Here is a 25,370-nt window from a genome sequence, read left to right as displayed (position 1 = left end):
GCTGCCTGAGAGACTTCACCGCATCTCTTCGGGCGCATCGACCCCGAGCACCAGCAACCCGGATGACAGCACCAGCTTTGTGGCATGAACAAGGGCGAGCCGGGCCAAAGTCAACTGTGGTTGATCAGAGTTAATAAAGCGTAATTGCGGCAGATCCTTGCCCCGGTTCCACTGTTGATGGAACTCTGCTGCAAGTTCGTAAAGGTAGAACGCGATCCGGTGCGGTTCATGCGCCTCGGCGGCCGATTCGATGATTCGCGGAAACTCCGCGAGCCGACGCTGGAGGCTGATTTCACCCTGATCGTCGAGCAGCGACAGATCCGCATTAGCCAGTGAACTGACCGAAAGATCGAGCGCCGGCATGTCCTGCGCCGCGTTGCGAAGGATCGACGATGCGCGTGCATGGCCATACTGCACATAGAAAACGGGGTTGTCCTTGGACTGCTCCGTTACCTTCTGGAAGTCGAAATCGAGCGGCGCGTCGCTCTTGCGATAGAGCATCATGAAGCGCACCGCGTCGCGGCCCACTTCCTCGACGACGTCGCGCAGCGTGACGAAATCACCCGAACGCTTCGACATGCGGACCGGCTCGCCGGCGCGGAAGAGCTTTACGAGCTGGCAAAGCAGGACGTCGACCGAGGCGGTGCCGCCGGAAATGGCGCGGCCCACGGCCTGAAGCCGCTTCACATAGCCGCCGTGATCGGCACCCAGCACATAGATCATCTGCCGGAAGCCGCGGTCGAACTTGTCCTTGAAGTAGGCCACGTCGCCGGCGAAATAGGTGTAGCTGCCGTCCGACTTCACCAGCGGCCGGTCGATGTCGTCGCCGACCTCGGTGGCGCGGAAAAGAAGCTGCTCGCGGTCTTCCCAATCGTCGGGCAACTGGCCCTTGGGCGGCGGCAGCGTGCCGGTATAGACAAAGCCCTTCTGCTCCATGTCGGCGATCGTCTCGGCAATCTTGCCGCCATTCTCGCCGCTCAGCGTCCGCTCCGAGAAGAAGACGTCGTGATGGACGTTCAGCAGCGCGAGGTCGTCGCGGATCAGGATCATCATGGCGGCGATGGCTGCGTCGCGGACGATCGGCAGCCATTCGGCATCGGCCATGTCGAGAAGCGTGCGGCCATGGATATCGGCCAATGCCGCGCCGACCGGCTTCAGATAGTCGCCGGGATAGAGGCCTTCGGGGATCGCGCCGATGTCCTCGCCGAGCGCTTCGCGATAACGCAGGAAGGCCGAGCGGGCGAGGACGTCGACCTGACCGCCCGCGTCGTTGATGTAGTATTCCTTGGTAACGTCAAAGCCGCCCCAATCCAGCAGACTGGCGAGCGCGTCGCCAACGACGGCGCCACGGCAATGGCCGACATGCATCGGACCCGTCGGATTGGCCGAGACATACTCGACATTGACCTTGAGGTCCGCGCCGATGCGGCTGCGGCCATAGGTGCCTCCGGCCTGGATCAACGACTTCAGGGCATGGGCGCGATACGGCGCGGCCAGCGTCAGATTGATGAAGCCCGGACCAGCAACCTCGACGGAGGCAACGTCTTCGTCATCGCGCAGGCGGCCGGCGATGGCCTCGGCGAGGTCGCGCGGTTTCAGGCCGAGCGGCTTCGCCAGCACCATCGCGGCATTGGTCGCCAGATCGCCATGGGCGGCGTCGCGCGGGGGCTCGACGACGATGCGGGAGAGATCGACAGGCACGCTGTCGCGCGCGGCCAGGATGACCTCGACGGCCGAGGTTACGCGTGCGGTGAAGTCGCGAAAAATATTCATAGCGGGATACAGCCCTTCGGGCGGAAGGAAAATTCTTGCTGCGCGCCTAACCCAAATCCGGTGAGGCGTCAAACAGACGCTGATGCTCGCGCAATGCATAGCGGTCGGTCATGCCGGCGAGAAAATCGGAAATTCGTCGCGCGCGACGATCGGTATCCGCTGCGTCCAGCCCGGTCCGCCACTCCGGCGGCAGGGCATCCGGATCGTTCCAGTAGCGCTCGAATAGACGTTGGACAACGCCCTCCGCCGCCGTCATCACATGCATGACGCGAGGATGGCGATAAACACGGTGCCAGAGATGCGTCTTGATCGCCTTGTCGGCGGCGACGAGCCCAGCGGAGAAGGCGATCATCGGTCGGCCGGCATGGCGAAGCGCATCGGCGGAGGCCGGCTTCGTCTCGCCCAGCCGTCGCAATGCCTCGGCAATCACGTCCTCGATCATCCGGGTGATAACGCGGCGGACGACCTCGTTCACCAGGCGCGGCTTCTCCAGTCCCGGATGCTCCGCCTCGATGGCGTCGAGAATTTCCCGAAGAAAATCGACCTCGCGCAGCCCTTCCACGGTCAGCAGCCCTGCCCTCATGCCATCGTCGATGTCATGCGCGTCATAGGCAATGTCGTCGGCAATCGCCGCCGCCTGCGCCTCGGCCGAGGCGTAGGTCGCAAGCTGCAGGTCCTGTTCGGCCGTATAGGCAAGAATCGCTGCCGGCAGAGCCTTGCCTTCATAGGAACCAACGCCCCTGCCCTGACCGTCGAGCAAGGGGCCGTTGTGCTTGACCAGCCCTTCCAAGGCCTCCCAAGAGAGGTTCAGGCCGTCAAAGTGCGGATAGCGCCGCTCCAACTTCGTGACGACGCGCAGGCTCTGCGCATTGTGATCAAAACCGCCGTGACCCTGCATCATCCGATCGAGCGCCCGCTCGCCGGCGTGGCCGAACGGCGTATGACCGAGATCGTGCGATAAAGCGATGGCCTCGGCGAGATCCTCGTCGAGCCGCAATGCCCGTGCCAGGGCGCGGGCAATCTGCGCCACCTCGATGGTGTGCGTCAGCCGAGTGCGATAATGATCGCCCTCATCGAACAGAAAGACCTGCGTCTTGTCCTTGAGGCGACGGAAAGCGGTCGAATGGACGATCCGGTCGCGGTCGCGCTGATAAGGCGTCCGAGTCGGGCTTTCGGGCTCGGGATAGAGTCGCCCCCGGCTCATCGTTGGATCCACGGCAAAGGCCGCATGCGGACCGATGCCGAAGCCGATCAAGCCTTCCATTCGCGTGTTCCTCTGCCCCTCTATTGCACTGCAACGATTGACACCGCCAATCGCATTCCTAACTATCGGGTTCGGGCACCTGCAAGGTACCCCTATTTTCGGAAGCAGCCATGACCACTGAAACGCTCGATGTCACCCTGTCCGACCGCGCCGCGAAGCGCATCGCCCGCATCCTTTCGAAGGAACCGAGCGGCACGGCCTTGCGCGTCACCGTCTCGGGCGGCGGCTGCTCGGGTTTCCAGTATGGCTTCGATCTCGACGCGGCCCGCGCCGAAGACGATCTCGTGATCGAAAAGAACGGCGCGACCGTGCTAATCGACCAGATCTCGCTGCCCTATATGGATGGCTCCGAGATCGACTTCGTCGATGACGTCATCGGCCAGTCCTTCCAGATCCGCAACCCGCATGCCACGGCATCCTGCGGCTGCGGCACCAGCTTCGCGCTCTAAGCCCGAAAACGGCGTTCCTACTGGAACGCCGTCTCCGTAAAGCTGCGCAGCTTGCGGGAATGAAGCCGTTCGGGCGCCATTTCGCGGAGCATTTCCATGGCACGAATGCCGATCTCGAGATGCTGGCCGACTTGGCGACGGTAGAAATCCGACGCCATGCCCGGCAGCTTCAACTCGCCATGCAGCGGCTTGTCCGAGACGCAAAGCAGCGTCCCGTAGGGCACGCGGAAGCGGAAGCCATTGGCGGCGATCGTCGCCGACTCCATGTCGAGCGCAATGGCGCGCGACTGCGAGAAACGCTGCACCGGCTCGCGGTGGTCGCGTAGCTCCCAATTGCGGTTGTCGATCGTCGCGACCGTGCCCGTCCGCATGATCCGCTTGAGATCATAGCCTTCAAGGCCCGTGACCGCCTCGACCGCGTCTTCGAGGGCGATCTGCACCTCGGCGAGCGGCGGGATCGGGATCCAGGTCGGCAGGTCGGCGTCGAGGACGTGGTCCTCGCGGACATAGCCATGCGCCAGCACATAGTCGCCGAGCGCCTGCGTGTTGCGGAGGCCGGCGCAATGGCCGAGCATCAGCCAAGCATGCGGGCGCAGCACGGCGACATGGTCGGTGATCGTCTTGGCGTTGGAAGGACCGACGCCGATATTGATCATGGTCAGCCCGGCATTGCCGGCGAACTTCAGGTGATAGGCCGGCATTTGCGGCAGGCGTGGCGGCGCTATGCCGCCGACAGGCTCCGTCGATCCGGCCGGCGTGATGACGTTGCCGGGCTCGACAAACGCCTCATAGCCGTGGCCGCCCTCAGCCATCAGCTTGCGGGCGCGGACGCAGAATTCGTCGATGTAGAACTGGTAGTTGGTGAACAGGACGAAGTTCTGGAAATGCTCGGCGCTCGTCGCCGTGTAATGCGACAGCCGGAACAAGGAATAGTCGACGCGCGGCGCGGTGAAAGGCGCCAGCGGCATGGGCTCGCCCGGTGCGGGTTCGAACGTGCCATTGACGATGGCGTCGTCGGTAACCGCGAGGTCCGGCACGTCGAACATGTCGCGAAGCGGACGCTCGATCCGTTCCGCCAATTGCCCCTCGACATGCACGCCATTCGGGAAGGCGAAATGCAGCGGGATCGGCAGATTGGACGGGCCGACCGTGACCGGCAGGCCGTGATTGCGCACGAGCAGCTTGATCTGTTCCTTCAAATAGCTCCGGAACAGCGAGGGCTGCGTCACCGTCGTGGCATAGCTGCCCGGCCCCGAAACATGGCCATAGGCCAGCCGCGAGTCGATCTTGGCGTAGCTCGTCGTCGTGAAGCGAATCTCGGGATAGGTGGCGCGGACGCGGCCTATGGGGGGATGCCCCTTCAGCAGGGCATCGAAGCGGTCGCGCAGATGCGCCGTGTGCAGATCGTAGATTTCCTCGAGCCTGGCGATGGCCAGGTCCGGATCGGTGAATGTCTCGCTGGCAATCGGCTTCGGCGTATCGAACAGAACGGGATCGGTACTCATGTCACCCCCACTTTCGGGCGCGACTGTCGGCCAGCCGGCGCATGCGGTCAAGACACGCGCCGGCTGAATGACTTCGCTTCTCCCGAAGGATCAGACGAGCTTGGCGTCGAGTTCGATGGGGACGGCCTTGAGCGCCTTCGAAACCGGGCAGCCTTCCTTGGTCGCAGCCGCGATCTTGTCGAAAGCCGCCTTGTCGATGCCGGGAACCTTCGCCTCGGTGATGAGCGTGATCTGGGTGATCTCGAATCCACCGGGCACCGGCTCGACCTTCACCTTGGCAGTCGTCGAAATCGAATCGACCGTAAAGCCCGCTCCCGAAAGCCCACCGGAAAGCGCCATCGAGAAGCAACCGGCATGGGCCGCCGCGATCAGCTCTTCCGGATTCGTGCCTTTGCCTTCCTCGAAGCGCGACGAGAAATTGAACTGCCCTTCCCAGGCGCCGCTGCCCAGATGAACGGTTCCCTTGCCGCTCTTGAGATCGCCCTGCCACTTCGCGTCCGATGTCCTGACCGGCATTCCTGTCTCCCTTTCGCGTTCCGCTCCGGTCCTTGCCGGAGCCACTAGAGTTAGGCGGTGACGGCAGGTGTGCAAGATGCGGGGCGGATGTAATCCGACCGATGGCATCTGCCAGAGGATCGGATAGTCTGTCGCCATGAAGATCGCGACCTGGAATATCAACGGCGTCAAAGCCCGAATCGACACTGCCCTTGCCTGGCTCAAGGAGGCATCGCCCGATATCGCCTGCCTGCAGGAGATCAAATCGGTCGATGAGGGGTTCCCTACCTCCGCCTTCGAGGATCTCGGCTACAATGTCGCCACCCACGGCCAGAAGGGATTCAACGGCGTCGCCCTGCTGTCGAAGCTGCCCTTCGACGAGGTCAATCGCGGCCTGCCCGGCGATGACGCGGACGAGCATGCCCGTTTCATCGAGGGCGTGTTTTCGGTCGAAAGCGGCGCGCTGCGCGTCGCCTCGCTCTATCTGCCGAACGGCAATCCGATCGACACGCCGAAATTCCCCTACAAGCTCGCCTGGATGGAGCGCCTGCGCGTCTGGGCGGCCGAGCGGCTGACCTATGAAGAGCCGCTGGTGCTGGCCGGCGACTACAACGTCATCGCCGAACCGCGCGATGCCATGAATCCATCGCTCTGGGTCAATGACGCGCTTTACCAGCCGGAATCGCGAAAGGCGTTCCGCGCCCTCGAGACGCTCGGCCTGACCGACGCGCTGCGCGCCACCACGGACGAAGGCGGCCTCTACACCTTCTGGGACTATCAGGCCGGCGCCTTCCAGAAGAACAACGGCATCCGCATCGACCATCTGCTGCTGTCGCCCCAGGCCGCCGACCGTCTGGTGTCGGTTGGGATCGACAAGCATGTCCGCGGTTGGGACAAGCCGTCGGACCACGTTCCCATCCATGTGGAGCTTCGCATTTGAGCCAGGTTATGAGCGCGGCGCCGATCACGGGCGGCTGCCTGTGCGGCCGCATCCATTACACGATCAATCGTCCGCCCCGGATCGTCTGCCACTGCCACTGCCGGATGTGCCAACTGGCTGGCGGCGCGCTGTTCCTGACCTGGGCGACCTTTGACGCCAGCGCGTTCCAGCTGACTGCCGGGCGCCCGAAGGTCAACGAATCCTCCGCCACCGGACGCCGCCATTTCTGCGCCGATTGCGGCACGCCGCTGATGATGACCACGACAGACGACCCGCTGAAGATCGACGTGACGCTGGCCTCGCTCGACGAGCCGGATCGCTTCACCGCCGGGCACAACATCTGGGTCGGCAGCCGGCGCAACGCCACCAAAGGTTTTGACACAACCCTGCCATCCCATCTCGACGAGCCGACCGGCTAGAGCGCTTCTTCACGCTAGCCGGCTCCCACTTCACTGGAAAATGCTCTAGCGGAGACAGACGATGGACGGCGATGTGTTGAAGTCGTTCGAAATGCAGGCAACGGCCTGTCGAAAGCTCGGTTCGCCCTTCACGGCGGAAGTGTGCGCGATCCTCGCCGAACGCCTCGACGAGACCAGCCGCTTCGGAAGACGCGTCCTGGATTGGCAAGGCGACCCCGTTGCCGACGCGCTGGCGCTACGCGCCGCCGCTGGCTTTCACGCGCTGAAACGTGCGGGGCGATCGACAGGGCTGGCCGGCGTCTATCCGCCGGCCCCGCTGGATCGCAACGCCCTCGCCAACGCGTTGCTGGACGCCATAATAGCCGAAGACGACTTCCTGCATGACTGGCTCGACAGCCCACCGCAGACCAATGAAGTCGCGCGTTCCTCCGTCCTGCTTGGCGCAGCCCTGATCCTGGGCAGCGAGTTGGGCCTGCCGCTCGACTGGCATGAGATCGGCGCGAGCATGGGCCTCAATCTCGGCTTCGACCGCTACCGCTACGACTTTGGATCAGCCTCCTGGGGCGCAACCGACTCGCCTGTGCTGGTTCGCTCGGAGTGGCGCGGCCCTGGTCCCGAAACCGCTGCGCCGGTTGAGATTCGCGCCCGCGCCGGCTGCGACCTCAACCCACTCGATCCCGGCTCGCGAAAGGATCGAGAACGCCTGCTTTCATATATCTGGGCTGATCAGTCCGAGCGGCTGACCCGCGCCGATGCCGCGCTTGATGTCGCCGCCGCAGCGTCCTGGCGGGTCGAGAAGGCGGATGCTGCCGGCTGGGTCGCCAAGCATTTTTCCGCGCCGCCCACTTCAGGCGCGGCGCGCGTGCTCGTCCACACCATCGTCTGGCAGTATCTCCCCGAAGCGACGCGCGCCGCCATCACAGCGACGATGGAAGCGGCCGGCCAGCAGGCGACGCCCGAGGCGCCGGTGGCCTGGCTGCGCATGGAAGCGGACGGACGGGATACCGCCGCCGTCCGGCTAAGGCTCTGGCCCGGTGGGACCGATCGTGAGATCGCCCGCGCGGACTTCCACGGCCGCTCTATCGAGTGGCTTGCACATTAACGCGAGCATGCGAACCCAACTGACACAACGCTGTCAGTTGGGTATCCTTAAGTTGGCAGTATCGACACTGTCCGCGAGGATATCGCCATGAACCACAACATTCTCGAAATCAGCTCCTATTCGCTGTTGCCGGGCATCGACGAGCGTCAGTTCGTCCGTGCCGCCGACGATGCGATGAGCGTGCTGCGCCGGCAGCGCGGCTTCCTCGCCCGCAGCATCGCCAAGGCCGAGGATGGCAGTTGGACGGAGATCGTTCACTGGCTCGACCGCGACTCCGCCAGCACCGCGAGTGCGCAGCTGGCGCGCAATCCGGATGCCGTCGCCTTCTCCGAACTGATCGACAGGCCGTCATTCCAGAGCGGCTACTATCCCGTCGCCTATTCCGGTTGAGCCATGCGGCGCGCCGATCGGCTTTTCGAGATTGTCCAGGTGCTTCGAGGCGCTCGTTTACGGACGGCGCAGGAGATCGCCGACAAGCTCGAAGTCTCTGTGCGCACCGTCTATCGCGACATCGACGCGCTGGTCGCGACCGGCGTCCCCATCGAGGGCGAGCGCGGCGTCGGCTATGTCCTGCGCGGCACGCTGCTACTGCCGCCCCTCGCCTTCTCGCAGGCGGAGCTGGAAGCGTTGGCGCTCGGCGCGCGCTTCGTCGAGGCATGGGCGGACCCGGAACTGGCCGCCGCCGTCAGCGAAGCGCTGGTCAAGATCGATGCGGTGTTGCCGGAGTCCCGGCGCGGCGAGATCTGGCGCGACGCGGTCAACGTCAAATCACCGGCCCTGATCACGGCCTCGAACACGCAACTGGCACTGTTTCGAAAGGCGATCCGGCAACGGCACAAGATGCAGCTGAATTATCGAAGCGCCAGTGAAGCCATGACGGCGCGCACCGTCCGCCCGCTGGCGATCGAGGCGTGGGGACACGCCTGGACCGCGACGGCCTGGTGTGAACTGCGTGAGGACTTTCGCATGTTCCGGCTCGACCGCATCGTTGAGGCGACGATCCTCGACGAGATCTTCAGGCCGGAAAAGGGCAAGACGCTCGCGGACTACCTGAAGCGGCTGCGCGAAGAGGGATAGAGGCAACGGGTGTGAACAGAGGCAGGATGCGAACCGCCGCCCTCTGTCGATGGACGAAGCTCAAGCAAGCCCCTCACCCTACCCTCTCCCGCACGCGGGCGAGGGTTTTGGCCGGCGCTCTTCATCGATTTGGCGCTTGAAAAACACAGGCGAACTCCCTCTCCCGCGTGCGGGAGAGGGTTGGGGTGAGGGTTTTACCCGCTCCGATCGTCAAAAACTCAGCGCGGGAATTCGATTCCCATCTCGCGGTAGCGCTCGGGATCATCGCCCCAGTTCTCGCGAACCTTGACGAACAGGAACAGGTGGACCGGCCGTTCGGCCATCTCCTGGATCTCGGTGCGCGCCGCCATCGAGATGCCCTTGATCGTCTCGCCCTTGTGGCCGATCACGATCTTCTTCTGGCTCTCGCGCTCGACATAGATCGTCTGCTCGATCCGGGTCGAGCCGTCGGCCTGATCCTTCCAGAGTTCCGTTTCCACGGTCGACTGGTAAGGCAGCTCGTCATGCAGGCGCAGGAACATTTTTTCGCGCGTGATCTCGGCGGCGAGCGCCCGCAGCGGCAGATCGGAGATCTGGTCCTCGGGATAAAGCCACGGACCCGGCGGAACCCGACCGGCGAGATAGGTCATCAGATCCTTGCAGCCATGCCCCTTGAGGGCCGAGATCATGAAGGTCTGCTCGAACTTCACCGTGGCATTGGCCTTGGCGGCCATTTCCAGCAGCGACGTATGCGCGACCGTGTCGATCTTGTTGATGACGAGGATCTTCGGGCCCTTGATGGCCGCGACCTTGTCGAGGATCTGGGCGGTCTCGCCCTTGTTGCTGCGCTCAGCGTCGATCAGGACGGCGATCAGGTCGGCATCCTTGGCGCCGCCCCAGGCCGTATCGACCATAGCGCGGTCGAGCCGGCGCTTCGGCTGGAAGATGCCGGGGGTATCAACGAAGATGATCTGCGCCGCGCCTTCGAGCGCGATGCCGCGCATGATGGCGCGCGTCGTCTGCACCTTGTGGGTGACGATCGAAATCTTCGTGCCCACAAGCTGGTTGAGGAGCGTCGACTTGCCGGCGTTCGGCGCGCCGATCAGCGCGACAAAGCCACAGCGGGTCGCGGTCTCCTCGGGAATTACCAGATCAGACGCCATGCGTTTCTTCTCTCCATACGCCTTGGGCCAACAGCACGGAGGTCGCCGCTTTCTGCTCCGCCTCGCGCCTTGAACGGCCGGAACCGAGGACAACCGGCATGCCCTCGATCTTCACTTCAACGGTAAAGTGCGGAGCGTGGTCCGGGCCACTCCGCTCTGCGATATCGTATTTGGGCGCGGCAAGGCCACGTCCCTGCACCCATTCCTGCAAGGTCGTCTTGGCGTCCCGCAACGGGCCCGTCCAGTTCAGCATACGCTTGCGCCAGTGGCTGTCGATGAAAGCCTGCGCCGCCGGCAATCCGCCATCGACGAAGATAGCACCGATCACCGCTTCGCAGACGTCGCCGAGGATTGCCGCCTTGCGGCGACCGCCGGACTGTACCTCGCCGCCGCCGAGGCGGATCCAGCTGCCAAGATCGATGTCGAGCGCGACTTCGGCGCAGCTCTCATTGCGGACCAGGCCGGTGAGCCGTCGCGCCAGTTCACCTTCTTCGGCGCCGGGAAACGAAGCCAAAAGCATGTCGGCGATGACGAGGGCCAGCACGCGGTCGCCGAGGAACTCCAGGCGCTGGTAGCTTTCGCCCTGCGCAAGATGGCTTTCCGCAATGGCGCTCGCATGCGTCAAAGCCCGAACCAGATGGCCACGGTTGGAAAACCGGTAACCGATGGTTTCTTCAAGACGTTGCAACGGTTCTTCAGAAGCCAAGCTCAGATTACCTTGAATAGACGGTCGAAACGAACGGTCCACGGCCATCTCCAGAATTGCCAGGCCCGCGCGCCTTCCTCGACGGAGAAGAAGACCATCCCTGCGCGACCGACGAAATTCTCGAAGGGAACATAGCCAACCGCGCCCAGAACACGACTGTCGGTCGAGTTGTCACGATTGTCGCCCATCATAAAATAGTGATCCGGCGGCACTTCATACAGCGGCGTATCGTCGGAAAAGCTGCGCGGATCGAGATCGAGAACGGTATAGCTCACGCCATTCGGCAACGTTTCTTTGAAACGCGGCACATGCGTCAGGGTTCCGAACTCATCGGCCGTGACATAGTCGTCGATCTTTTCCTTCGGCACGGGCTTGCCGTTGATCTGCAGCACGCCGTCGATCATCTGGATCTTGTCACCCGGCAGGCCGATGACCCGCTTGATGTAATCGACAGACGGATCGCGCGGCAGCTTGAAGACGGCCACATCTCCGCGCTCCGGCGGTGTCGCCCAGATCCGGCCGGAGAAAAGGTCCGGCGCGAAGGGGATCGAGTATTTGCTGTAGCCATAGGCGTATTTCGAGACGAACAGATAATCGCCGACCAGCAGGGTAGACTTCATCGATCCCGAGGGAATGTTGAACGGCTGGAACAGGAAAGTTCGGACAATGAGCGCCAGGATGAGTGCATTGATGACGATCTTGACGGTCTCGCCGGTGCCGCCGCGCTCGGCCTTGTATTTTTCGCCCGCCACGCTCATGCGTCCTTCCAATCTGTCTCTCAGCTCGCCATCCGGCGGAGGTTGGTACATACCGGCTCGATGGCTTCCGCGCAACGCGCAGCCCCCGCCTCGCCTGGAAATTGCGCGAAGTTCGCGAGCCTTCTGCAGGCTAACTCCTGCCGCAGGCGCGCAGAGTGTCAGGCGGGGTCCGGCAGGGCCTCGATGATCACAAAGGCCTGCGCCAGCGGATAGTCGTCGGTGATCGTCAGATGGATGGCAGCATGGTGGTTGGCGGGCATCATTTTCGCCAGTTGCTCGGCCGCCCCACCCGTCAGCGCCATCGTCGGCTTGCCGCTTGGCAGGTTGACGACGCCCATGTCGCGCCAGAAGACGCCATGGCTGAGCCCCGTCCCCAGCGCCTTGGAGCAAGCCTCCTTGGCGGCGAAGCGCTTGGCATAGGAAGCCGCCCGCTCGGCGCGGCGATCGGACTTCTTCTGCTCGACTTCGGTAAACACACGATCCGTAAAGCGGGTGCCGAAACGATCCAGCGTTTTCTCCACACGCCGGATGTCGATCAGGTCACTGCCGAGACCGATGATCATGCCGGTTCTCCCACAGCGCTTCGCGCTTCATCCATCAGGGCGCGCATCGTGCGGATGGACTGATCCAGCCCGACGAACACGGCCTCACCGATAAGAAAGTGTCCGATGTTCAACTCCCGGATCTCGGGAATCGCGGCGATCGGCTTGACCGTGTCGTAGTTCAGGCCATGGCCGGCATGGATCTCGATCCCGAACTTGGCGCCATAGCGCGCCGCATCCTCGATGCGGGCGCGCTCGCGTTCAAACACCTCAGGGCCCTCATGGAAGGCCTCGCAATAGGTCCCGGTATGCAATTCCACCACCGGGGCGCCGAGCGCCAAGGCGGCGTCGATCTGCTGTCGGTCGGCGGCGATGAAAAGCGAGACGCGGATCCTGGCCGCGTTGAGTTCCCGCACCAATGGCACCAGATGGGCGAGTTGGCCAGCGGCGTCGAGCCCACCCTCGGTGGTACGTTCTTCGCGGCGTTCCGGCACGAGGCAGACGGCATGCGGCTTCACGCGCAGCGCGATATCGACCATTTCGCGGGTCGCCGCCATCTCGAAATTGAGCGGAAGGTCGATCTCGGCGCGCAACCGATCAATGTCAGCGTCGCGGATATGCCGGCGATCTTCGCGCAGATGGGCCGTGATGCCATCGGCGCCGGCTGCGACCGCGATCTCCGCCGCGCGGACGGGATCGGGATGCTCGCCGCCCCGGGCGTTCCGGATGGTGGCGACGTGATCGACATTGATCCCGAGACGCAGCGCGTTGCGGACAGTCACAGCATATTCCCCCTCATCAGATGACGGTCGCTACTTACCATGCAGCGTCCGACGGCGCACGGCAAAGCGCTGTCGGCGCGACGACTGGAAACTTTTGGCAGCGATGTAGACCAGGACATAGGAAAGCCCGCCGAACATCAAGGCAAGCGGCACGGCGCCAACGAGCATCGGCTCGACGACCGGCCATATTTCCCGCCACGACTCGGTCAGCAATTTATGGCTGAGGTGGTGAAAGTCCAAGGGCTCCGGGGACATGCCGAACCAGCCAAGGACAAGGCTCCCCGTCTCGTAGGTAGCAACCCAGATCAAGGGAAAGGTGAGCGGGTTGCCGATCGTCGTCCCCAGCACGGCCGCGAGAAGATTGCCACGAACCACGAAGGCGACGACGAAGCAGAGCAGATAGTGGAAGCCGATAAACGGCGTCATCGCCAGCGCGACGCCGGACGCAAACCCCCTCGCGATCGAATGGGGCGAGCCGGAAATTCGCAACAGCCGCTTGGAGTAGTAGCGAATGGCTCGCGACCAACCGCCCTTCGGCCACATGAAGTGGTTCAGCTTCTGATGAAACCTGAGCGGGCGGCGGCGGCGAAACAGCATGGCGGGGGGACCAGGGGACTAAGCCCGAAGGCTTGCGCCTTATGAAAGGCTACGGCTGCCGGGTTTTACGGGCGGGATGGCAGCCAGTTCCGGCGGCAATTGATCCGCGGGGTATGCCGGCACCTTGTAGCGGGTCAGCGAAATGAGCGGGATGCCAACATCCGCCTCGCCATCCGACCGGTCGATCAGGCAAGCCGCTGCGACAACATCGCCGCCAATGCCACGAAGGGCCGCGATCGTCTCGCGAATCGAAAGGCCGGTGCTGACGATATCTTCAACGACAAGGATCTTCGCATTCGCCGGCAGCTCGAACCGACGCAGGCGGAACTCGCCCTGCTCGCGCTCGACCCACATGGCCGGCACGCCGAGATGCCGCGCCGTTTCATAGCCGGGAATGAGGCCGCCAAGCGCCGGCGACACGACGAGATCGAATTCGATGCCCGTTTCGCGGATCTTCTCGGCCAGCGCCTTGCACAGACGCGCGGTCCGGTCCGGATACATGAAGACACGGGCCTTCTGCAGGAAGATCGGGCTACGGAGGCCCGAGCTCAGGATGAAGTGCCCCTCGAGCAGAGCGCCGGATTCGCGGAAAACTTCGAGGATTTCGGCCTGGTTCATTCTGTGTCCCGTTCAGATCTTGTCATGGCGTCGTCTGGCTTGACGCGGCTCTAGGCATTGACGCGACTTGCCGCGCTCACGACATGGCGTTCGCGAAGGTCGCGCAGAAGGCGGTTGAGGTGTTTCAGATCCCACACCTCGAGATCGATCGCCAGCTCCGAGAAGTCCGGGGCGCTCTTCACGATCCTGAGGTTTGAGATATTGCCGTCATTGTCGGCGATGATCTGGGCGATCTGGGCAAGGGTGCCCGGCTCGTTGATCGCGGTTACCTCGATGCGGGCAGGAAAACGCTCGCGGTTCGCGGCGTCGATATCCCAGCGGACATCAAGCCAGCGATCCGGCTCGTCATCAAAGTCCTTCAGGGCGGGCGACTGGATCGGATAGATCGTGATGCCCTCGCCCGGCGTCATGATGCCGACGATGCGGTCGCCCGGCACGGCACCGGCCTCCGGCGCAAAGCGAACCGGCATGTCGCCGTGCAGGCCGCGAATCGGAATCGCCGGCAGTTCCGCCTGCGGCTCGCCGCTGGGGACGCGGAACATCATGCCCGAGCCCTTCTTCAGCCCGAACCAGCCCGGCTCGCCGCCCGTGCCATTGCCGCCCTTGGGAACGGCGGCGCGCTCTTCCTTGTGATCGGGATAGACCGCCTTCAGCACATTGATCGAAGGGATCTCGCCGCGACCGACCGAGGCCAGCATGTCCTCCGTGTTCTGCTGCGCGAGACGCGGCAGAGCGGCCTTCAGGCGATCCTCGGAGAACTCGCGCCCGGCGCGCTCGAAGGCGCGCTCGACGATCTTGCGGCCAAGCCCGGCATATTGCTTGCGAATCGCGCTGCGGGCGGCGCGACGGATCGAGGCGCGCGCCTTGCCAGTGATGGCAATCGATTCCCACGCCGGCGGCGGCACCTGCGCCTTGGAGCAGATGATCTCGACCTCGGCGCCATTATGCAGTTCGGTCGTCAACGGCATCATGCGGCCGTCGATCTTGCAGCCCACGCACGTGTCGCCAATGTCGGTATGCACCGCATAGGCGAAATCGATCGGTGTGGCGCCGCGCGGCAGCGCGATCAGCCGGCCCTTCGGCGTGAAGCAGAAAACCTGATCGTGGAAGAGTTCGAGCTTGGTGTTCTCCAGGAACTCTTCCGGCGTGTCGCCCTCGGCCAGCATCTCGACGGTACGGCGCAGCCAGGTATAGGCGCGGCTCTCATCGTTCAGGTTGCCGTTGCCCTTGTCCTTGTAGAGCGCATGGGCGGCGATGCCGTATTCCGCCACATCGTCCATCTGGCGCGTGCGGATCTGCAGCTCGACGCGCTGGCGCCCCGGGCCGACCACCGTAGTGTGGATCGAGCGGTAGTCGTTCTGCTTCGGCGTCGAGATATAGTCTTTGAACCGCCCCGGCACGGTCGGCCAGGTCGTATGGACGATACCGAGTGCTGCATAGCAATCGGCCGTCGTCTCGAGAATGACGCGGAATCCGATGATGTCGGAAAGCTGCTCGAACGAAACGGCCTTGCGTTCCATCTTTCGGAAAATCGAATAGGGACGCTTGGTCCGGCCGAAGACCTTGGCCTTCATGCCGTGCTTTTCGAGCTTCTCGCGCAGGTCCTTCTCGATCGCCTCGATCAGGGTCTCGTTGCGCGTGCGAACCTCGGCCAGCCGGTTGGTGACGGCGAGATGGCCTTCCGGGTTGACGACGGCGAAGGCCAGCTCTTCGAGCTCCTCGCGCATGTCGTGCATGCCCATGCGACCGGCGAGCGGCGCATAGATCTCCAGCGTTTCCTCGGCGATCCGGCCGCGCTTCTCCTCCGGCATGAAATGCAGCGTGCGCATGTTGTGAAGCCGGTCGGCCAGCTTCACCAGCAGAACGCGCACATCCTCGGAGATGGCGAGCAGGAGCTTGCGGAAATTCTCGGCCTGGGCGGCCTTCTTGGTCACCAGATCGAGGCGCTTGATCTTGGTGAGGCCCTCGACCAGCCGGCCGATATCCTCGCCGAACATCCCGTCGATCTCGGAGCGCGTCGCGTCCGTATCCTCGATGGTGTCATGCAGAAGCGCGACCGCGATGGTGGCGTCGTCGAGCTTCAGATCGGTGAGGATGCCGGCGACTTCGAGCGGGTGCGAGAAGTAGGGATCGCCGTTGGCGCGCTGCTGCGAGCCATGCTTCTGCATGGCGTACACATAGGCCTTGTTCAAAAGCCCCTCGTCAGCCTGCGGGTTGTACCGCTGGACACGCTCGAGGAGTTCATATTGGCGCATCATGGCGCAATTTCCGAAGGCACACGAATAGGCCGGGCATAACCCGGCCAGAAGGCTATCCGTTCATATAGGACAGCGCGCGCGGCCAAACGACAAGCGGTTTGGCCGCGATGCGGCGTTGTGCCTTAGAAGTCGTCCTGCTTGTCCGGCGGAACCATGTTCTCGAGGCCGCGCAGCAGTTCTTCTTCCGACATGCGGTCAAACGCGACGCCATTGTCCTCGTCGGCCGAATCCTCGGCGAGAAGCTGCATGTCCTGCTCGGGCTCGTCGACCTCGACATACTTCTGCAAGGAGTGGATCAAATCCTCCTTGAGATCGTCGGGGTGAACGGTCTCGTCGGCAATTTCGCGCAGGGCGACGACGGGATTCTTGTCATTGTCGCGGGCAATCGTCAGCGGCGAGCCGCTGGCGATCATACGAGCGCGATGGCCGGCAAGGAGGACCAATTCAAAGCGGTTCTCGACCTTGTCGACGCAATCTTCCACGGTGACGCGCGCCATGTCAGGTCTCCTGTTCGAAATAGTCTGGGGTTCAAGCGCGCATGAATAAGTGCGCGGACGGCGGATTGCAAGAGATTATGACGGGTCGGCGCCCGCTGTGCACGCGCCGCATGTCGGCGCTTACGCCCGCAACCGTACACCATGAATTGTTTGCCGCCTGCGTAGCGAGCCTATAATGATGCGGTATTGCATCGTTCGGACCGACCCGTTGGGGCTGGCGAATACACCGTTTTTGTTTTTCGTATTTTTTTGGATAATCAAAATGTTTGACGCTCGCGAAAAGATCGCCTTGTTCATCGACGGCGCCAATCTCTACGCCGCCACCAAATCCCTCGCCTTCGACATCGACTACAAGAAGCTGCTCGGCGAATTTCAGTCCAAGGGCTATCTGATGCGCGCCTATTATTACACGGCGCTATCGGAGGATCAGGAGTACTCCTCGATCCGCCCCCTGATCGATTGGCTCGACTACAACGGCTATACGGTCGTCACAAAGCCGACCAAGGAATTCTTCGATGCCGCCGGCCGCCGCAAGGTGAAGGGCAACATGGATATCGAGCTGGCTGTCCATGTCATGGAAGTCGCCGAGTTCGTCGACCATGTCGTGCTTTTCTCCGGCGATGGCGATTTTCGCTCGCTCGTCGAGGCTGTCCAGCGCAAGGGCCGCAAGGTTTCCGTGATCTCGACACTCGCGACCCAGCCGCCGATGATCGCCGACGAACTGCGCCGCCAGGCTGACCACTTCATCGACCTGGTCACGCTGCAGAGCCGGATCGGCCGCGACCCGGCCGAGCGCGCGCACCGCACCCATGAGCGCCAGCAGGCGACCAGCGGATTCGAAGACGGCTTCGAGGACGAGATCTGATCGGCTTCATGCTTTTCCTCGATCGCTCGCGCGAACAGTCTTGAGTCGTGGAATCCTGAGCCGTGCCGCTGTCGACTTCCGATCCTTCGCCAGATTGCCCGCTCTGCCCGCGCCTTGTGGCGTTCCGTCGGGAGTGGCGCGCCAAACAGCCCGACTGGAACAACGCGCCAGTCCCCTCCTTCGGCGTTGATGATGGCCGCGTGCTCATTGTCGGGCTCGCGCCCGGGCTGCGTGGCGCCAACCGGACCGGAAGGCCGTTCACCGGCGACTATGCCGGCGACCTGCTCTACCAGACCATGCTCGACTTCGGGTTTGCCCGCGGCGTCTTCGAGGCGCGGCCGGACGACAGCCTGACGCCGATCGATACAGCCATCACCAACGCCGTCCGCTGCGTGCCGCCCGAGAACAAGCCGACGACAGACGAGATCCGTACCTGCCGCCCGTTCCTGACGGCGACGATCGCAGCGATGCCTCGCCTTCGCGCGATCATCGCTCTCGGCAAGATCGCGCATGACAGCGTCGTCGTCGCGCTCGGCGAGCGGATGGCGCGGCACAAATTCGGACATCGCGCGCGGCATAACATCGGCGCACTTAGCGTTTTCGATAGCTACCACTGCTCGCGATACAACACGAACACCGGCGTCCTGACGCCACAGATGTTCCAGGACGTCTTTTCGGACGTTCGCGAATTCATAGATTCCGACACGCGCTGACGCGTGCGATTGAATGAGTTGCCTCGCGAAGCACCGCATGGCCCGCCTAGCCTCGACCCGCAACAACCCGCCATAGAGCCGCGATTTCCGGCAGGTTTGATGCTGCTCCATGCATCATCATATGCCCTCAGCAGGGCTCATCGGCTCTGCGCTTGGCCAATATGGGCATCCTCCGAGCCGCCCGCGATGCTCAAGCGTCGGACTGCCCGATATTTTCCCCACCCCATTCCGCAGCGTTTCCCTCGACTTCCAGACAACTCCAAACGCACCTTGTCGCAAATTAGCCACTCAAGCTTACAATCACCCCTCCATATCGGAGATCAGGCTGTTTTTGAGTTACGTGAATCACCTTGATCGCTAAGTTCAACTGACTTTCGAAGAGTGATTTGGAGAAAGTTTCTGCCTGTTTCCCATGGGGGGTCGTGGGCAGATTATTGGCTGGGGGACGCGGCATGGACTCGCCCTTTCGGAGCGCTGGAAACAGTGCGGGCCGAAGGCAAGTAGGCCGCCTCAATCCCCTGACAACCAGAGGTCAGGTTATGAACTTTAAGTCCCTTCTGCTCGGCTCCGCCGCAGCAATCATCCTCGCCGGCGGCGCTCAGGCTGCCGATCTCACCGTCGCTGAGCCGGTTGACTACGTGAAGGTTTGCGACGCGTTCGGCGCAGGCTTCTTCTACTCCCCCGGCACCGACACCTGCATCAAGGTCGGCGGCTATGTCGAGTTCGGCACGTCCTTCGGCGGCGGCGACTTCGGCGGCCTGGACAGCGCGAACAACAACTGGGGCAACTTCTACACGGAAGTTTCGATCCAGCTGACGGCTTCGTCGGTCACCGAATACGGTAACCTGACCGGCTTCATCGACATGCGCGCCAAGACCGGCAACGAGGCTGGCCAGGGCGAAGACCTGGCTCAGTACATCAATACGTCGACGAATTCGGCTTACGTCGATAGCGCCTACCTTGAGCTCGGCCCGCTGAAGGCTGGTTACTTCACGTCGCTGTTCGACTTCGGCCGTGGCTATGACGACACCGGCATGTTCGGTTCGGATTCGACCACCGATCACATCCAGCTGACCTATGCCGTCAACGGCTTCGGTCTGGCCCTGTCGATCGAAGACCAGCGCGATCGCGGTTCGTTCGGCTACATCGACGAAGATCTCGGCAACAACAACGTTCCGGACATCGTCGCTGCGGTCACCTACTCGTCGGGCATCTTCAGCGCGAAGGTTGCTGGCGCGTACACGAACTCTGCTGTCGATTTCGATACGCTGGAAGGTAAGGACGGCTGGGCAATCGGTGGCGGTCTCGAGATCGCTCTCGACAACGTTTCGGCTGGCGATCGCTTCTTCGTGTCGGCTGCATACGGCGACAACGCCAACTCGTTCACGGGCATCTCGGGCGGCACGTCGGTCGTCGGCGCTCTCGGCCTCCCGGACAACCTGTTGTCCATCGCTTCGGGCTCGAGCTGGAGCGCGCTTGCTTCGTACAAGCACGTCTGGACCCCGCAGCTCTGGTCGTCGCTCTCGGGCGGCTACGCCAACTTTGACGGTTCCGACAGCCTGAACGGCCTGACTGTCGACGCATGGCGCGTTGGCTTCAACACCGCCTACACCCCGGTCAAGGGCCTCGACCTCGTTGCCGACGTCTTCTACACGGACGTCAGCCTCGACACCCCGGTCGCCGAAGTTTCGGGCGACTCCTGGACCGCAAACCTGTTCCTGAAGCGCTCCTGGTAATTCCAGGTCGCCTCGGCGATCTCGCGTCCGGTGGATCTCCCCATCGGACGCATAGGTTAGAAAGCTCCGCCGAATTTCGGCGGGGCTTTTTTTATGGGACGCAGGCGGCGCTCCGCCGGCGCAACAAAAAAGCCCGGCCGCATCGCGACCGGGCTTTTTGAATTCCAATCTGGCGACGAGAAAACCAGTCAGCCCTTGTCGCGCATCAGGCGACCTTTTTCGCGGTTCCAGTCGCGCGCCTTCTCGGTCTGGCGCTTGTCGTGTTCTTTTTTGCCACGAGCCAGCGCGATCTCGACCTTCGCCCGCCCCTTCTCGTTGAAGTAAATCTTCAACGCGACAATCGTCATGCCCTGGCGCTGCACGGCTTGCGAGAGCTTCGCGATCTCCTTCTTGTGCAGGAGCAGCTTTCGCGGCCGGCGCGTCTCGTGATTGAACTGGTTCGCCTGCAGATATTCCGGAATATAGGCGTTGTAGAGCCAGACCTCGCCGCCCTTTTCGGCCGCGTAGGAGTCGCCGATGGTGCTGCGGCCGCCACGGAGCGACTTGATTTCCGTGCCGGTCAGCATGATGCCGGCCTCGAAGACGTCGCCAATCTCGAAATCAAATCGGGCGCGTCGATTGTCGGCGGCAAGCCGATAGCGCGGATCGCCGGTGCCGCTACTCATGGATCAATGCCTCAGTTGACCAGTCCCGCATGCGCCATGGCGCTGCGGATGATGGTCTTGGTGGATTCGGTGATGCCGACGAGCGGCAGACGGACGCGATCCTCCATCTTGCCGAGCAACGACAGCGCATACTTGACGCCGGTCGGGTTCGGCTCGACGAAGATGGCGCTGTGCAGCGGCATCAGGCGGTCCTGATAGGTGAGCGCCTTGGCGAAGTCGCCTGCCATGCAGGCTTCCTGGAATTCGGCGCAAAGGCGCGGCGCGACGTTGGACGCGACCGAGATGCAGCCATGGCCGCCATGCGCCATGAAGGCCAGCGCCGTGCCGTCCTCGCCCGAAAGCTGCAGGAAGTCGGAGCCCATGGCATGGCGCTGCAGGCTGACGCGATCGAGCTTGGCCGTCGCATCCTTGACGCCGATGATGTTCTTCAACTCGAACAGCCGCGCCATCGTCTCCACTGACATGTCGATGATCGAACGCGGCGGGATGTTGTAGATGATGATCGGAACACCAATGGCGTCGTTGATCGCCTTGTAATGCTGGTACAAGCCCTCCTGATTAGGCTTGTTGTAGTAGGGCGTGACGACGAGCACGGCGTCCGCACCGGCCTTCTCCGCATGGCGGGCAAGGTCGATGGCTTCGGCGGTGTTGTTCGATCCGGCGCCGGCGATCACCGGAACCCGGCCCGCGGCAACCTCGATCGTCACTTCGACGACGCGCTTGTGCTCGGCATGCGAAAGGGTCGGGCTTTCGCCCGTCGTTCCGACCGGCACGAGACCGTGGGTTCCCTCTGCGATTTGCCAATCGATGAAGGAACGCAACGCGTCCTCGTCGACCGAGTCCTCCCGCATCGGGGTGACCATGGCCGTGATCGAACCCTTGAACATCGCGCTCTTCCACCTTTTGCCGTCAATTGGCCGAAATCCGCCCCGATTATGACCGGTGATGGCGTCGTCCAACATGCTCTGTTTCTTGCACTAACTTGGGCGGCGAACATAGTCGCTGCCCATGGACAGGGCAAGAACTCCCGCATTGGACGTTGTCGCGTCAAGCCTTTGTTCACCATGGCGACGTAAGGTCGGAATCGAGGAACAGGTGCTGCGCCTATGACCCCGGTCATTGTGGCGACATCCTGACTGTACATGAGTGTGCCGCGCACGGGCGCGGAGAGAACGAGTGGGGACGACATGATCGCTAAAGCAGATCGCAGCTTGCCGCGTCGCATCGGAATGCTGACGCAAGTCGCTGTCTGCGCGTTGATCAGTCTCGGGATCGTGGGAGACGCGCTGGCTCAGTCGGCTCCCGTTCCACGCCTCAATCCCAGCCGTGGTTCGAATGCGGGATCGGATGACCTTACGACGTCCGGCATAACCCCGGTCGCACGCCCCTCGCGCCCTGCCCGGGCCGGCGTCGCGTCGCCGGCCAACGATCTCGTTGAAAGTTTCTCGCCCAGCCAGCTCGGCCTCGATGCCGCGCTGAAGCTGATTGAAAGCGGCCAGATCGGCAAGGCACAGGCGCTCGGCCGCATGATGCCGGACCGCACCAACCAGAGCATCATCGCCTGGATGGTCGCGCAGAGCGGCAGCCCCGACGTGTCGGTTTCGCAGATCACGCAAGTGACGCAAGATCTGCCGGACTGGCCCAGCCAGGCGCTGCTGCGTCGTCGCGCCGAGCAGGCGCTGACCCGCATGAAGGCCGACCCGGCCACCGTCATCAGCGCTTTCGGCGGCACGCAGCCCGGCTCCGATGAGGGAACCCTGTTGCTGCTGCGTGCGTATGTGAGCGCCGGCCGCACCAAGGACGCGGTTGCCCTTCTTCGCCCGAAGTGGCGCAAGGATTCGTTCTCCGAGAGCACGGAAGCGACTATCCTCAAGGAGTTTGGCTCCCTGCTGACCGCCGCCGATCACAAGGCGCGGATGGACAAGTTCTTCTATGACAACGACGCCAAGGAAGGCTTGGCGATGGCCAAGATGCTCGGCGCCGACGTCCAGCAACTGGCGGCCGCCCGGGCCGCCGTCGTGCGCAAGGACAAGAACGCCGGCGCGCTGCTCGCCAAGGTGCCAGCCCGGCTGCGCAAGGATCCGGGCTATATCTATTCGAAGGTCCAGCACCTGCGCCGTGGCGACAACTACCAGGATGCGGCGGCGCTGATGCTGACGGCGCCGCGCGACGGCGCCGCGCTGGTTGATCCGGATGCATGGTGGATCGAGCGGCGCGTTCTTTCGCGCGAACTGCTCGACCTCGGCAATGCCAAGCTCGCCTACAAGCTGGTGTCGGAACATGCGGCGGAATCGAGCACCAATCAGGCTGATGCCGAATTCCACGCGGGCTGGTACGCGCTCCGTTTCCTGAACAGCCCCGCCGCGGCGCGGCGTCATTTTCAGGCTATCCAGACCGTTTCGAGCATGCCGCTCAGCCAGTCGCGAGCCGAATACTGGCTTGGACGGACGGCGGAGGCCATGGGCGAGAAGGCCGAGGCCCTGGCACAGTATCGCTTGGCCGCAGCCTACCCTACCACCTTTTACGGACAGCTCGCCGCAGCCAAGCTTGGCACCAAGCAGCTGAGATTGTCCTCCCCGCCGGCCGCCGACAGCGCCATTCAGAAGCGCTTCAACAGCCGTCCGATGGTGCTGGCTGCCCAGCGCTTCGCGGCAGCAGGGTATGAGGATCGCTCTCGCGCGTTCTATATCCGCCTGTCCGAGACGCTGACCAACCCGGCCGAGATGGCGCTCCTGACGCAGATGGCGGAAAAGCGCGGCATGCACCAGATGGCGCTGCAGATCGGCAAGAAGGCGTATACGCGCGGCCTACCGGTCGAGACGCTGGCGTTCCCGACCGCCGCCATCCCGCGTTCCATGAAGACGAGCAGAATCGAGAAGTCGATCGTCTACGCCATCGCGCGGCAGGAAAGCGCGTTCAATCCGAGTGCCGTCAGCCATGCCGGCGCGCGCGGCCTGCTGCAATTGATGCCCGGAACGGCCAAGATCGTCGCCAAGGCGTCCGGCCTGCCCTACTCGCTCGACCGCCTGACCTCCGACGCCGGCTACAACGCCACGCTCGGTGCTGCCCATCTGGCTGAGCTCGTCGATGGCTTCAACGGCTCCTACATCATGTCGTTCGCCGCCTACAATGCGGGCCGGAGCCGAGTGATGAAGTGGGTCGCGCAATATGGCGACCCGCGCGATCCCAACGTCGACGCGGTCGACTGGATCGAGCGGATTCCGTTCAGCGAGACGCGTAACTACGTGATGCGCTGCATGGAAAACCTGCAGGTCTATCGCGCCCGCCTGGGCGAGCCCGCCCTTGTCATCAGCCGCGATCTCAATCGCGGCGGGCGAGGCTGAGACACTCCCTGCCGTTTCGACGGCAGGGACATTTCCAATTTCCCAGATCAAACCGGCCTAGCCAGCGTGGGCGTAGCCTACGTCTGGCTATCTCCGTTGTCGGTTCGCTCGGCGATAGCAAGTTCGGCCGGACGGTCTTCCTGCTGCCTGTCGTCCGAAGCTTTCACTCTTGCCTTGCGCTTGGCCGGCTTGCGACGCAGCGGTTCACTCCCGACGGAGTCTTGAGCCGCCGCCGTCTTCTTCGGTTGGCGTTTCTTCCGGGTCGCGACGCCACCCGCTTCCGGCGAGGGCTCAGGCAGCCGGACGGGCTCGTCGGCACTGGCAAACAGGATCGCCTGCCCGACCCAGTCCTTGCTCGTCAGCGCATCGCCCACTCCAAGATAGCCAGAGACCCACGCCACTTCCTGAGGCGTCCAGGACGCGATCTGGCTGAAGTGGAAGATACCCACCTGCGCCATCTTGGCTGCATGCCGCTTGGTGACGCCTCTTATCAAGGTCAGCGGATCCGGTCCGCCCTGGCGCGGCGCGTTCAAGGCCAAAGGCCGGACGCCCACGGTGTCGCCACGCGCCACAGCCTCGGCATGTCTTGGCGTCGGCTCGGCCGCCCGGACGTTGCCGGATACCTGACCGGTGCTTGGCGCTACGGGGTGAAACGCACCTGTTTCATCGATCAAATGGGGCGCAAAGGGCTCGGTTGCTTCCAGCGGCATCGTTTCATCCGCCACGATACCATGACCAAAATCCGGCGGCGGCACAGGCACGGTACGTGGAAGCACTGTCGGCACCGTGCCACGGCGGGGAACGAGGTTTCGCTCCAGCCAGAGCACGGCGCGGTCGATCGACCGGATCAGGCGTGCCTGTCCCTGCCGTAGCGCCGTCAGCGCGACCGTCCTCTGGACGATGGAGCCAAAGAGCGCGCCGAATACAAAGCAGACAGCAAGCGTCGCCCAGACTTCGGCAGCGTGACGGATCATGACGTTTCCCCCTCGCCCGCATCGCGGGTCGCGGGCAGGTCATCGGCGCCGCGTCCCCGGCGCGAACCTGTCGCCCACCAGCCGATCAGGAAGCCAAGGCCGGCCGCGGCGGCGAGGAAGGGCAGATAGTGCACGATCACGTAAGCCAT

Annotated in this window: 27 protein-coding genes; 10 read left to right on the top strand and 17 right to left on the bottom strand. The window is 63.3% G+C overall.

Going from position 1 to position 25,370, the window contains the following annotated elements; all coding sequences use genetic code 11:
• Nucleotides 1–15 precede the first annotated feature (15 nt).
• Complete coding sequence (argS, locus tag OSH12_RS03705; protein ID WP_266342139.1) at nt 16–1,773, bottom strand: arginine--tRNA ligase; 1,758 nt, start codon at nt 1,771–1,773, stop codon at nt 16–18.
• Between the two features lie 46 nt (nt 1,774–1,819).
• On the bottom strand, nt 1,820–3,037 hold the full coding sequence (locus OSH12_RS03700; RefSeq protein ID WP_266342138.1) for a deoxyguanosinetriphosphate triphosphohydrolase: 1,218 nt from the start codon (nt 3,035–3,037) through the stop codon (nt 1,820–1,822).
• Nucleotides 3,038–3,147: 110 nt separating this feature from the next.
• Between OSH12_RS03700 and erpA the strand changes: the two genes are divergently transcribed.
• Nucleotides 3,148–3,486 carry an iron-sulfur cluster insertion protein ErpA gene (gene erpA, locus OSH12_RS03695; protein ID WP_266342137.1) on the top strand — a complete coding sequence of 113 codons (339 nt, stop codon included), beginning with the start codon at nt 3,148–3,150 and terminating at the stop codon, nt 3,484–3,486.
• Between the two features lie 17 nt (nt 3,487–3,503).
• On the opposite strand, the gene OSH12_RS03690 is transcribed toward erpA, so the two are convergent.
• Nucleotides 3,504–4,991, bottom strand: coding sequence for an AMP nucleosidase (locus tag OSH12_RS03690; RefSeq protein ID WP_266342136.1), 1,488 nt, complete (start codon nt 4,989–4,991; stop codon nt 3,504–3,506).
• Nucleotides 4,992–5,081: 90 nt separating this feature from the next.
• Nucleotides 5,082–5,507, bottom strand: a complete 426-nt coding sequence (locus OSH12_RS03685) for an OsmC family protein (protein WP_266342135.1) — start codon at nt 5,505–5,507, stop codon at nt 5,082–5,084.
• A gap of 136 nt (nt 5,508–5,643) precedes the next feature.
• Here OSH12_RS03685 and xth point away from each other — a divergent pair, with 136 nt between their 5' ends.
• The 5 genes from xth (at nt 5,644) to OSH12_RS03660 (ending at nt 9,024) form a co-directional block, all read left to right on the top strand.
• Entirely contained in the window at nt 5,644–6,426 is a 783-nt protein-coding gene (gene xth, locus OSH12_RS03680; protein WP_266342134.1) for an exodeoxyribonuclease III, read from the top strand.
• Entirely contained in the window at nt 6,423–6,845 is a 423-nt protein-coding gene (locus OSH12_RS03675) for a GFA family protein (protein WP_266342133.1), read from the top strand. Before xth ends, OSH12_RS03675 begins: the two co-directional genes overlap by 4 nt.
• 61 nt (nt 6,846–6,906) lie before the next feature.
• A complete protein-coding gene (locus tag OSH12_RS03670) occupies nt 6,907–7,947 on the top strand; it encodes a DUF2332 domain-containing protein (RefSeq protein ID WP_266342132.1) in 1,041 nt (346 codons plus the stop codon).
• Between the two features lie 87 nt (nt 7,948–8,034).
• Nucleotides 8,035–8,337, top strand: coding sequence for a hypothetical protein (locus OSH12_RS03665; protein ID WP_266342131.1), 303 nt, complete (start codon nt 8,035–8,037; stop codon nt 8,335–8,337).
• Nucleotides 8,338–8,340: 3 nt separating this feature from the next.
• On the top strand, nt 8,341–9,024 hold the full coding sequence (locus OSH12_RS03660) for a helix-turn-helix transcriptional regulator (protein WP_266342130.1): 684 nt from the start codon (nt 8,341–8,343) through the stop codon (nt 9,022–9,024).
• A gap of 218 nt (nt 9,025–9,242) precedes the next feature.
• Here the strand turns inward: OSH12_RS03660 and era are convergent, their stop codons facing one another.
• The 9 genes from era to rpoZ form a co-directional block, all read right to left on the bottom strand.
• Nucleotides 9,243–10,166 (bottom strand): GTPase Era, encoded by a 924-nt coding sequence (era, locus tag OSH12_RS03655; protein ID WP_266342129.1) that lies wholly within the window; start codon nt 10,164–10,166, stop codon nt 9,243–9,245.
• Nucleotides 10,156–10,854 carry a ribonuclease III gene (gene rnc, locus OSH12_RS03650; protein WP_266342128.1) on the bottom strand — a complete coding sequence of 233 codons (699 nt, stop codon included), beginning with the start codon at nt 10,852–10,854 and terminating at the stop codon, nt 10,156–10,158. Before rnc ends, era begins: the two co-directional genes overlap by 11 nt.
• A gap of 20 nt (nt 10,855–10,874) precedes the next feature.
• Nucleotides 10,875–11,630, bottom strand: a complete 756-nt coding sequence (gene lepB, locus OSH12_RS03645) for a signal peptidase I (protein ID WP_266342127.1) — start codon at nt 11,628–11,630, stop codon at nt 10,875–10,877.
• A gap of 158 nt (nt 11,631–11,788) precedes the next feature.
• Nucleotides 11,789–12,193 (bottom strand): holo-ACP synthase, encoded by a 405-nt coding sequence (gene acpS / locus OSH12_RS03640; protein WP_266342126.1) that lies wholly within the window; start codon nt 12,191–12,193, stop codon nt 11,789–11,791.
• Nucleotides 12,190–12,954 carry a pyridoxine 5'-phosphate synthase gene (locus tag OSH12_RS03635; protein WP_266342125.1) on the bottom strand — a complete coding sequence of 255 codons (765 nt, stop codon included), beginning with the start codon at nt 12,952–12,954 and terminating at the stop codon, nt 12,190–12,192. Before OSH12_RS03635 ends, acpS begins: the two co-directional genes overlap by 4 nt.
• A 30-nt stretch (nt 12,955–12,984) precedes the next feature.
• Nucleotides 12,985–13,551: a DUF2062 domain-containing protein gene (locus OSH12_RS03630; protein WP_266342124.1), complete on the bottom strand. Its 567-nt coding sequence runs from the start codon at nt 13,549–13,551 to the stop codon at nt 12,985–12,987.
• 39 nt (nt 13,552–13,590) lie between these two features.
• A complete protein-coding gene (gene pyrE, locus OSH12_RS03625; RefSeq protein WP_266342123.1) occupies nt 13,591–14,169 on the bottom strand; it encodes an orotate phosphoribosyltransferase in 579 nt (192 codons plus the stop codon).
• 50 nt (nt 14,170–14,219) lie between these two features.
• A complete protein-coding gene (locus OSH12_RS03620; RefSeq protein ID WP_266342122.1) occupies nt 14,220–16,427 on the bottom strand; it encodes a RelA/SpoT family protein in 2,208 nt (735 codons plus the stop codon).
• 122 nt (nt 16,428–16,549) lie between these two features.
• Complete coding sequence (gene rpoZ, locus OSH12_RS03615) at nt 16,550–16,924, bottom strand: DNA-directed RNA polymerase subunit omega (protein WP_266342121.1); 375 nt, start codon at nt 16,922–16,924, stop codon at nt 16,550–16,552.
• A gap of 262 nt (nt 16,925–17,186) precedes the next feature.
• On the opposite strand from rpoZ, the gene OSH12_RS03610 reads away from it, so the two are divergent.
• The 3 genes from OSH12_RS03610 (at nt 17,187) to OSH12_RS03600 (ending at nt 20,238) form a co-directional block, all read left to right on the top strand.
• A complete protein-coding gene (locus tag OSH12_RS03610; protein WP_266342120.1) occupies nt 17,187–17,789 on the top strand; it encodes a LabA-like NYN domain-containing protein in 603 nt (200 codons plus the stop codon).
• Between the two features lie 62 nt (nt 17,790–17,851).
• Entirely contained in the window at nt 17,852–18,502 is a 651-nt protein-coding gene (locus OSH12_RS03605) for a uracil-DNA glycosylase (protein ID WP_266342119.1), read from the top strand.
• Nucleotides 18,503–19,041: 539 nt separating this feature from the next.
• A complete protein-coding gene (locus OSH12_RS03600) occupies nt 19,042–20,238 on the top strand; it encodes a porin (protein ID WP_266342118.1) in 1,197 nt (398 codons plus the stop codon).
• 188 nt (nt 20,239–20,426) lie between these two features.
• Here the strand turns inward: OSH12_RS03600 and smpB are convergent, their stop codons facing one another.
• A complete protein-coding gene (gene smpB / locus OSH12_RS03595) occupies nt 20,427–20,903 on the bottom strand; it encodes an SsrA-binding protein SmpB (protein WP_266342117.1) in 477 nt (158 codons plus the stop codon).
• A gap of 11 nt (nt 20,904–20,914) precedes the next feature.
• Complete coding sequence (gene dapA / locus OSH12_RS03590; protein WP_266342116.1) at nt 20,915–21,790, bottom strand: 4-hydroxy-tetrahydrodipicolinate synthase; 876 nt, start codon at nt 21,788–21,790, stop codon at nt 20,915–20,917.
• A gap of 300 nt (nt 21,791–22,090) precedes the next feature.
• Between dapA and OSH12_RS03585 the strand changes: the two genes are divergently transcribed.
• On the top strand, nt 22,091–24,247 hold the full coding sequence (locus OSH12_RS03585) for a lytic transglycosylase domain-containing protein (RefSeq protein ID WP_266342115.1): 2,157 nt from the start codon (nt 22,091–22,093) through the stop codon (nt 24,245–24,247).
• Nucleotides 24,248–24,324: 77 nt separating this feature from the next.
• On the opposite strand, the gene OSH12_RS03580 is transcribed toward OSH12_RS03585, so the two are convergent.
• Together OSH12_RS03580 and OSH12_RS03575 are read right to left on the bottom strand one after the other, a co-directional pair.
• Entirely contained in the window at nt 24,325–25,221 is an 897-nt protein-coding gene (locus OSH12_RS03580) for a hypothetical protein (protein ID WP_266342114.1), read from the bottom strand.
• On the bottom strand, nt 25,218–25,370 hold the full coding sequence (locus OSH12_RS03575; RefSeq protein WP_266342113.1) for a hypothetical protein: 153 nt from the start codon (nt 25,368–25,370) through the stop codon (nt 25,218–25,220). Before OSH12_RS03575 ends, OSH12_RS03580 begins: the two co-directional genes overlap by 4 nt.

This window comes from Kaistia terrae (assembly GCF_026344005.1).
In the GTDB taxonomy this organism is placed as follows: Bacteria; Pseudomonadota; Alphaproteobacteria; order Rhizobiales; family Kaistiaceae; genus Kaistia; species Kaistia terrae.
The sequence above is the reverse complement of the archived record's forward strand: the minus strand, read 5'-3'. Positions and strand labels throughout refer to the sequence as shown.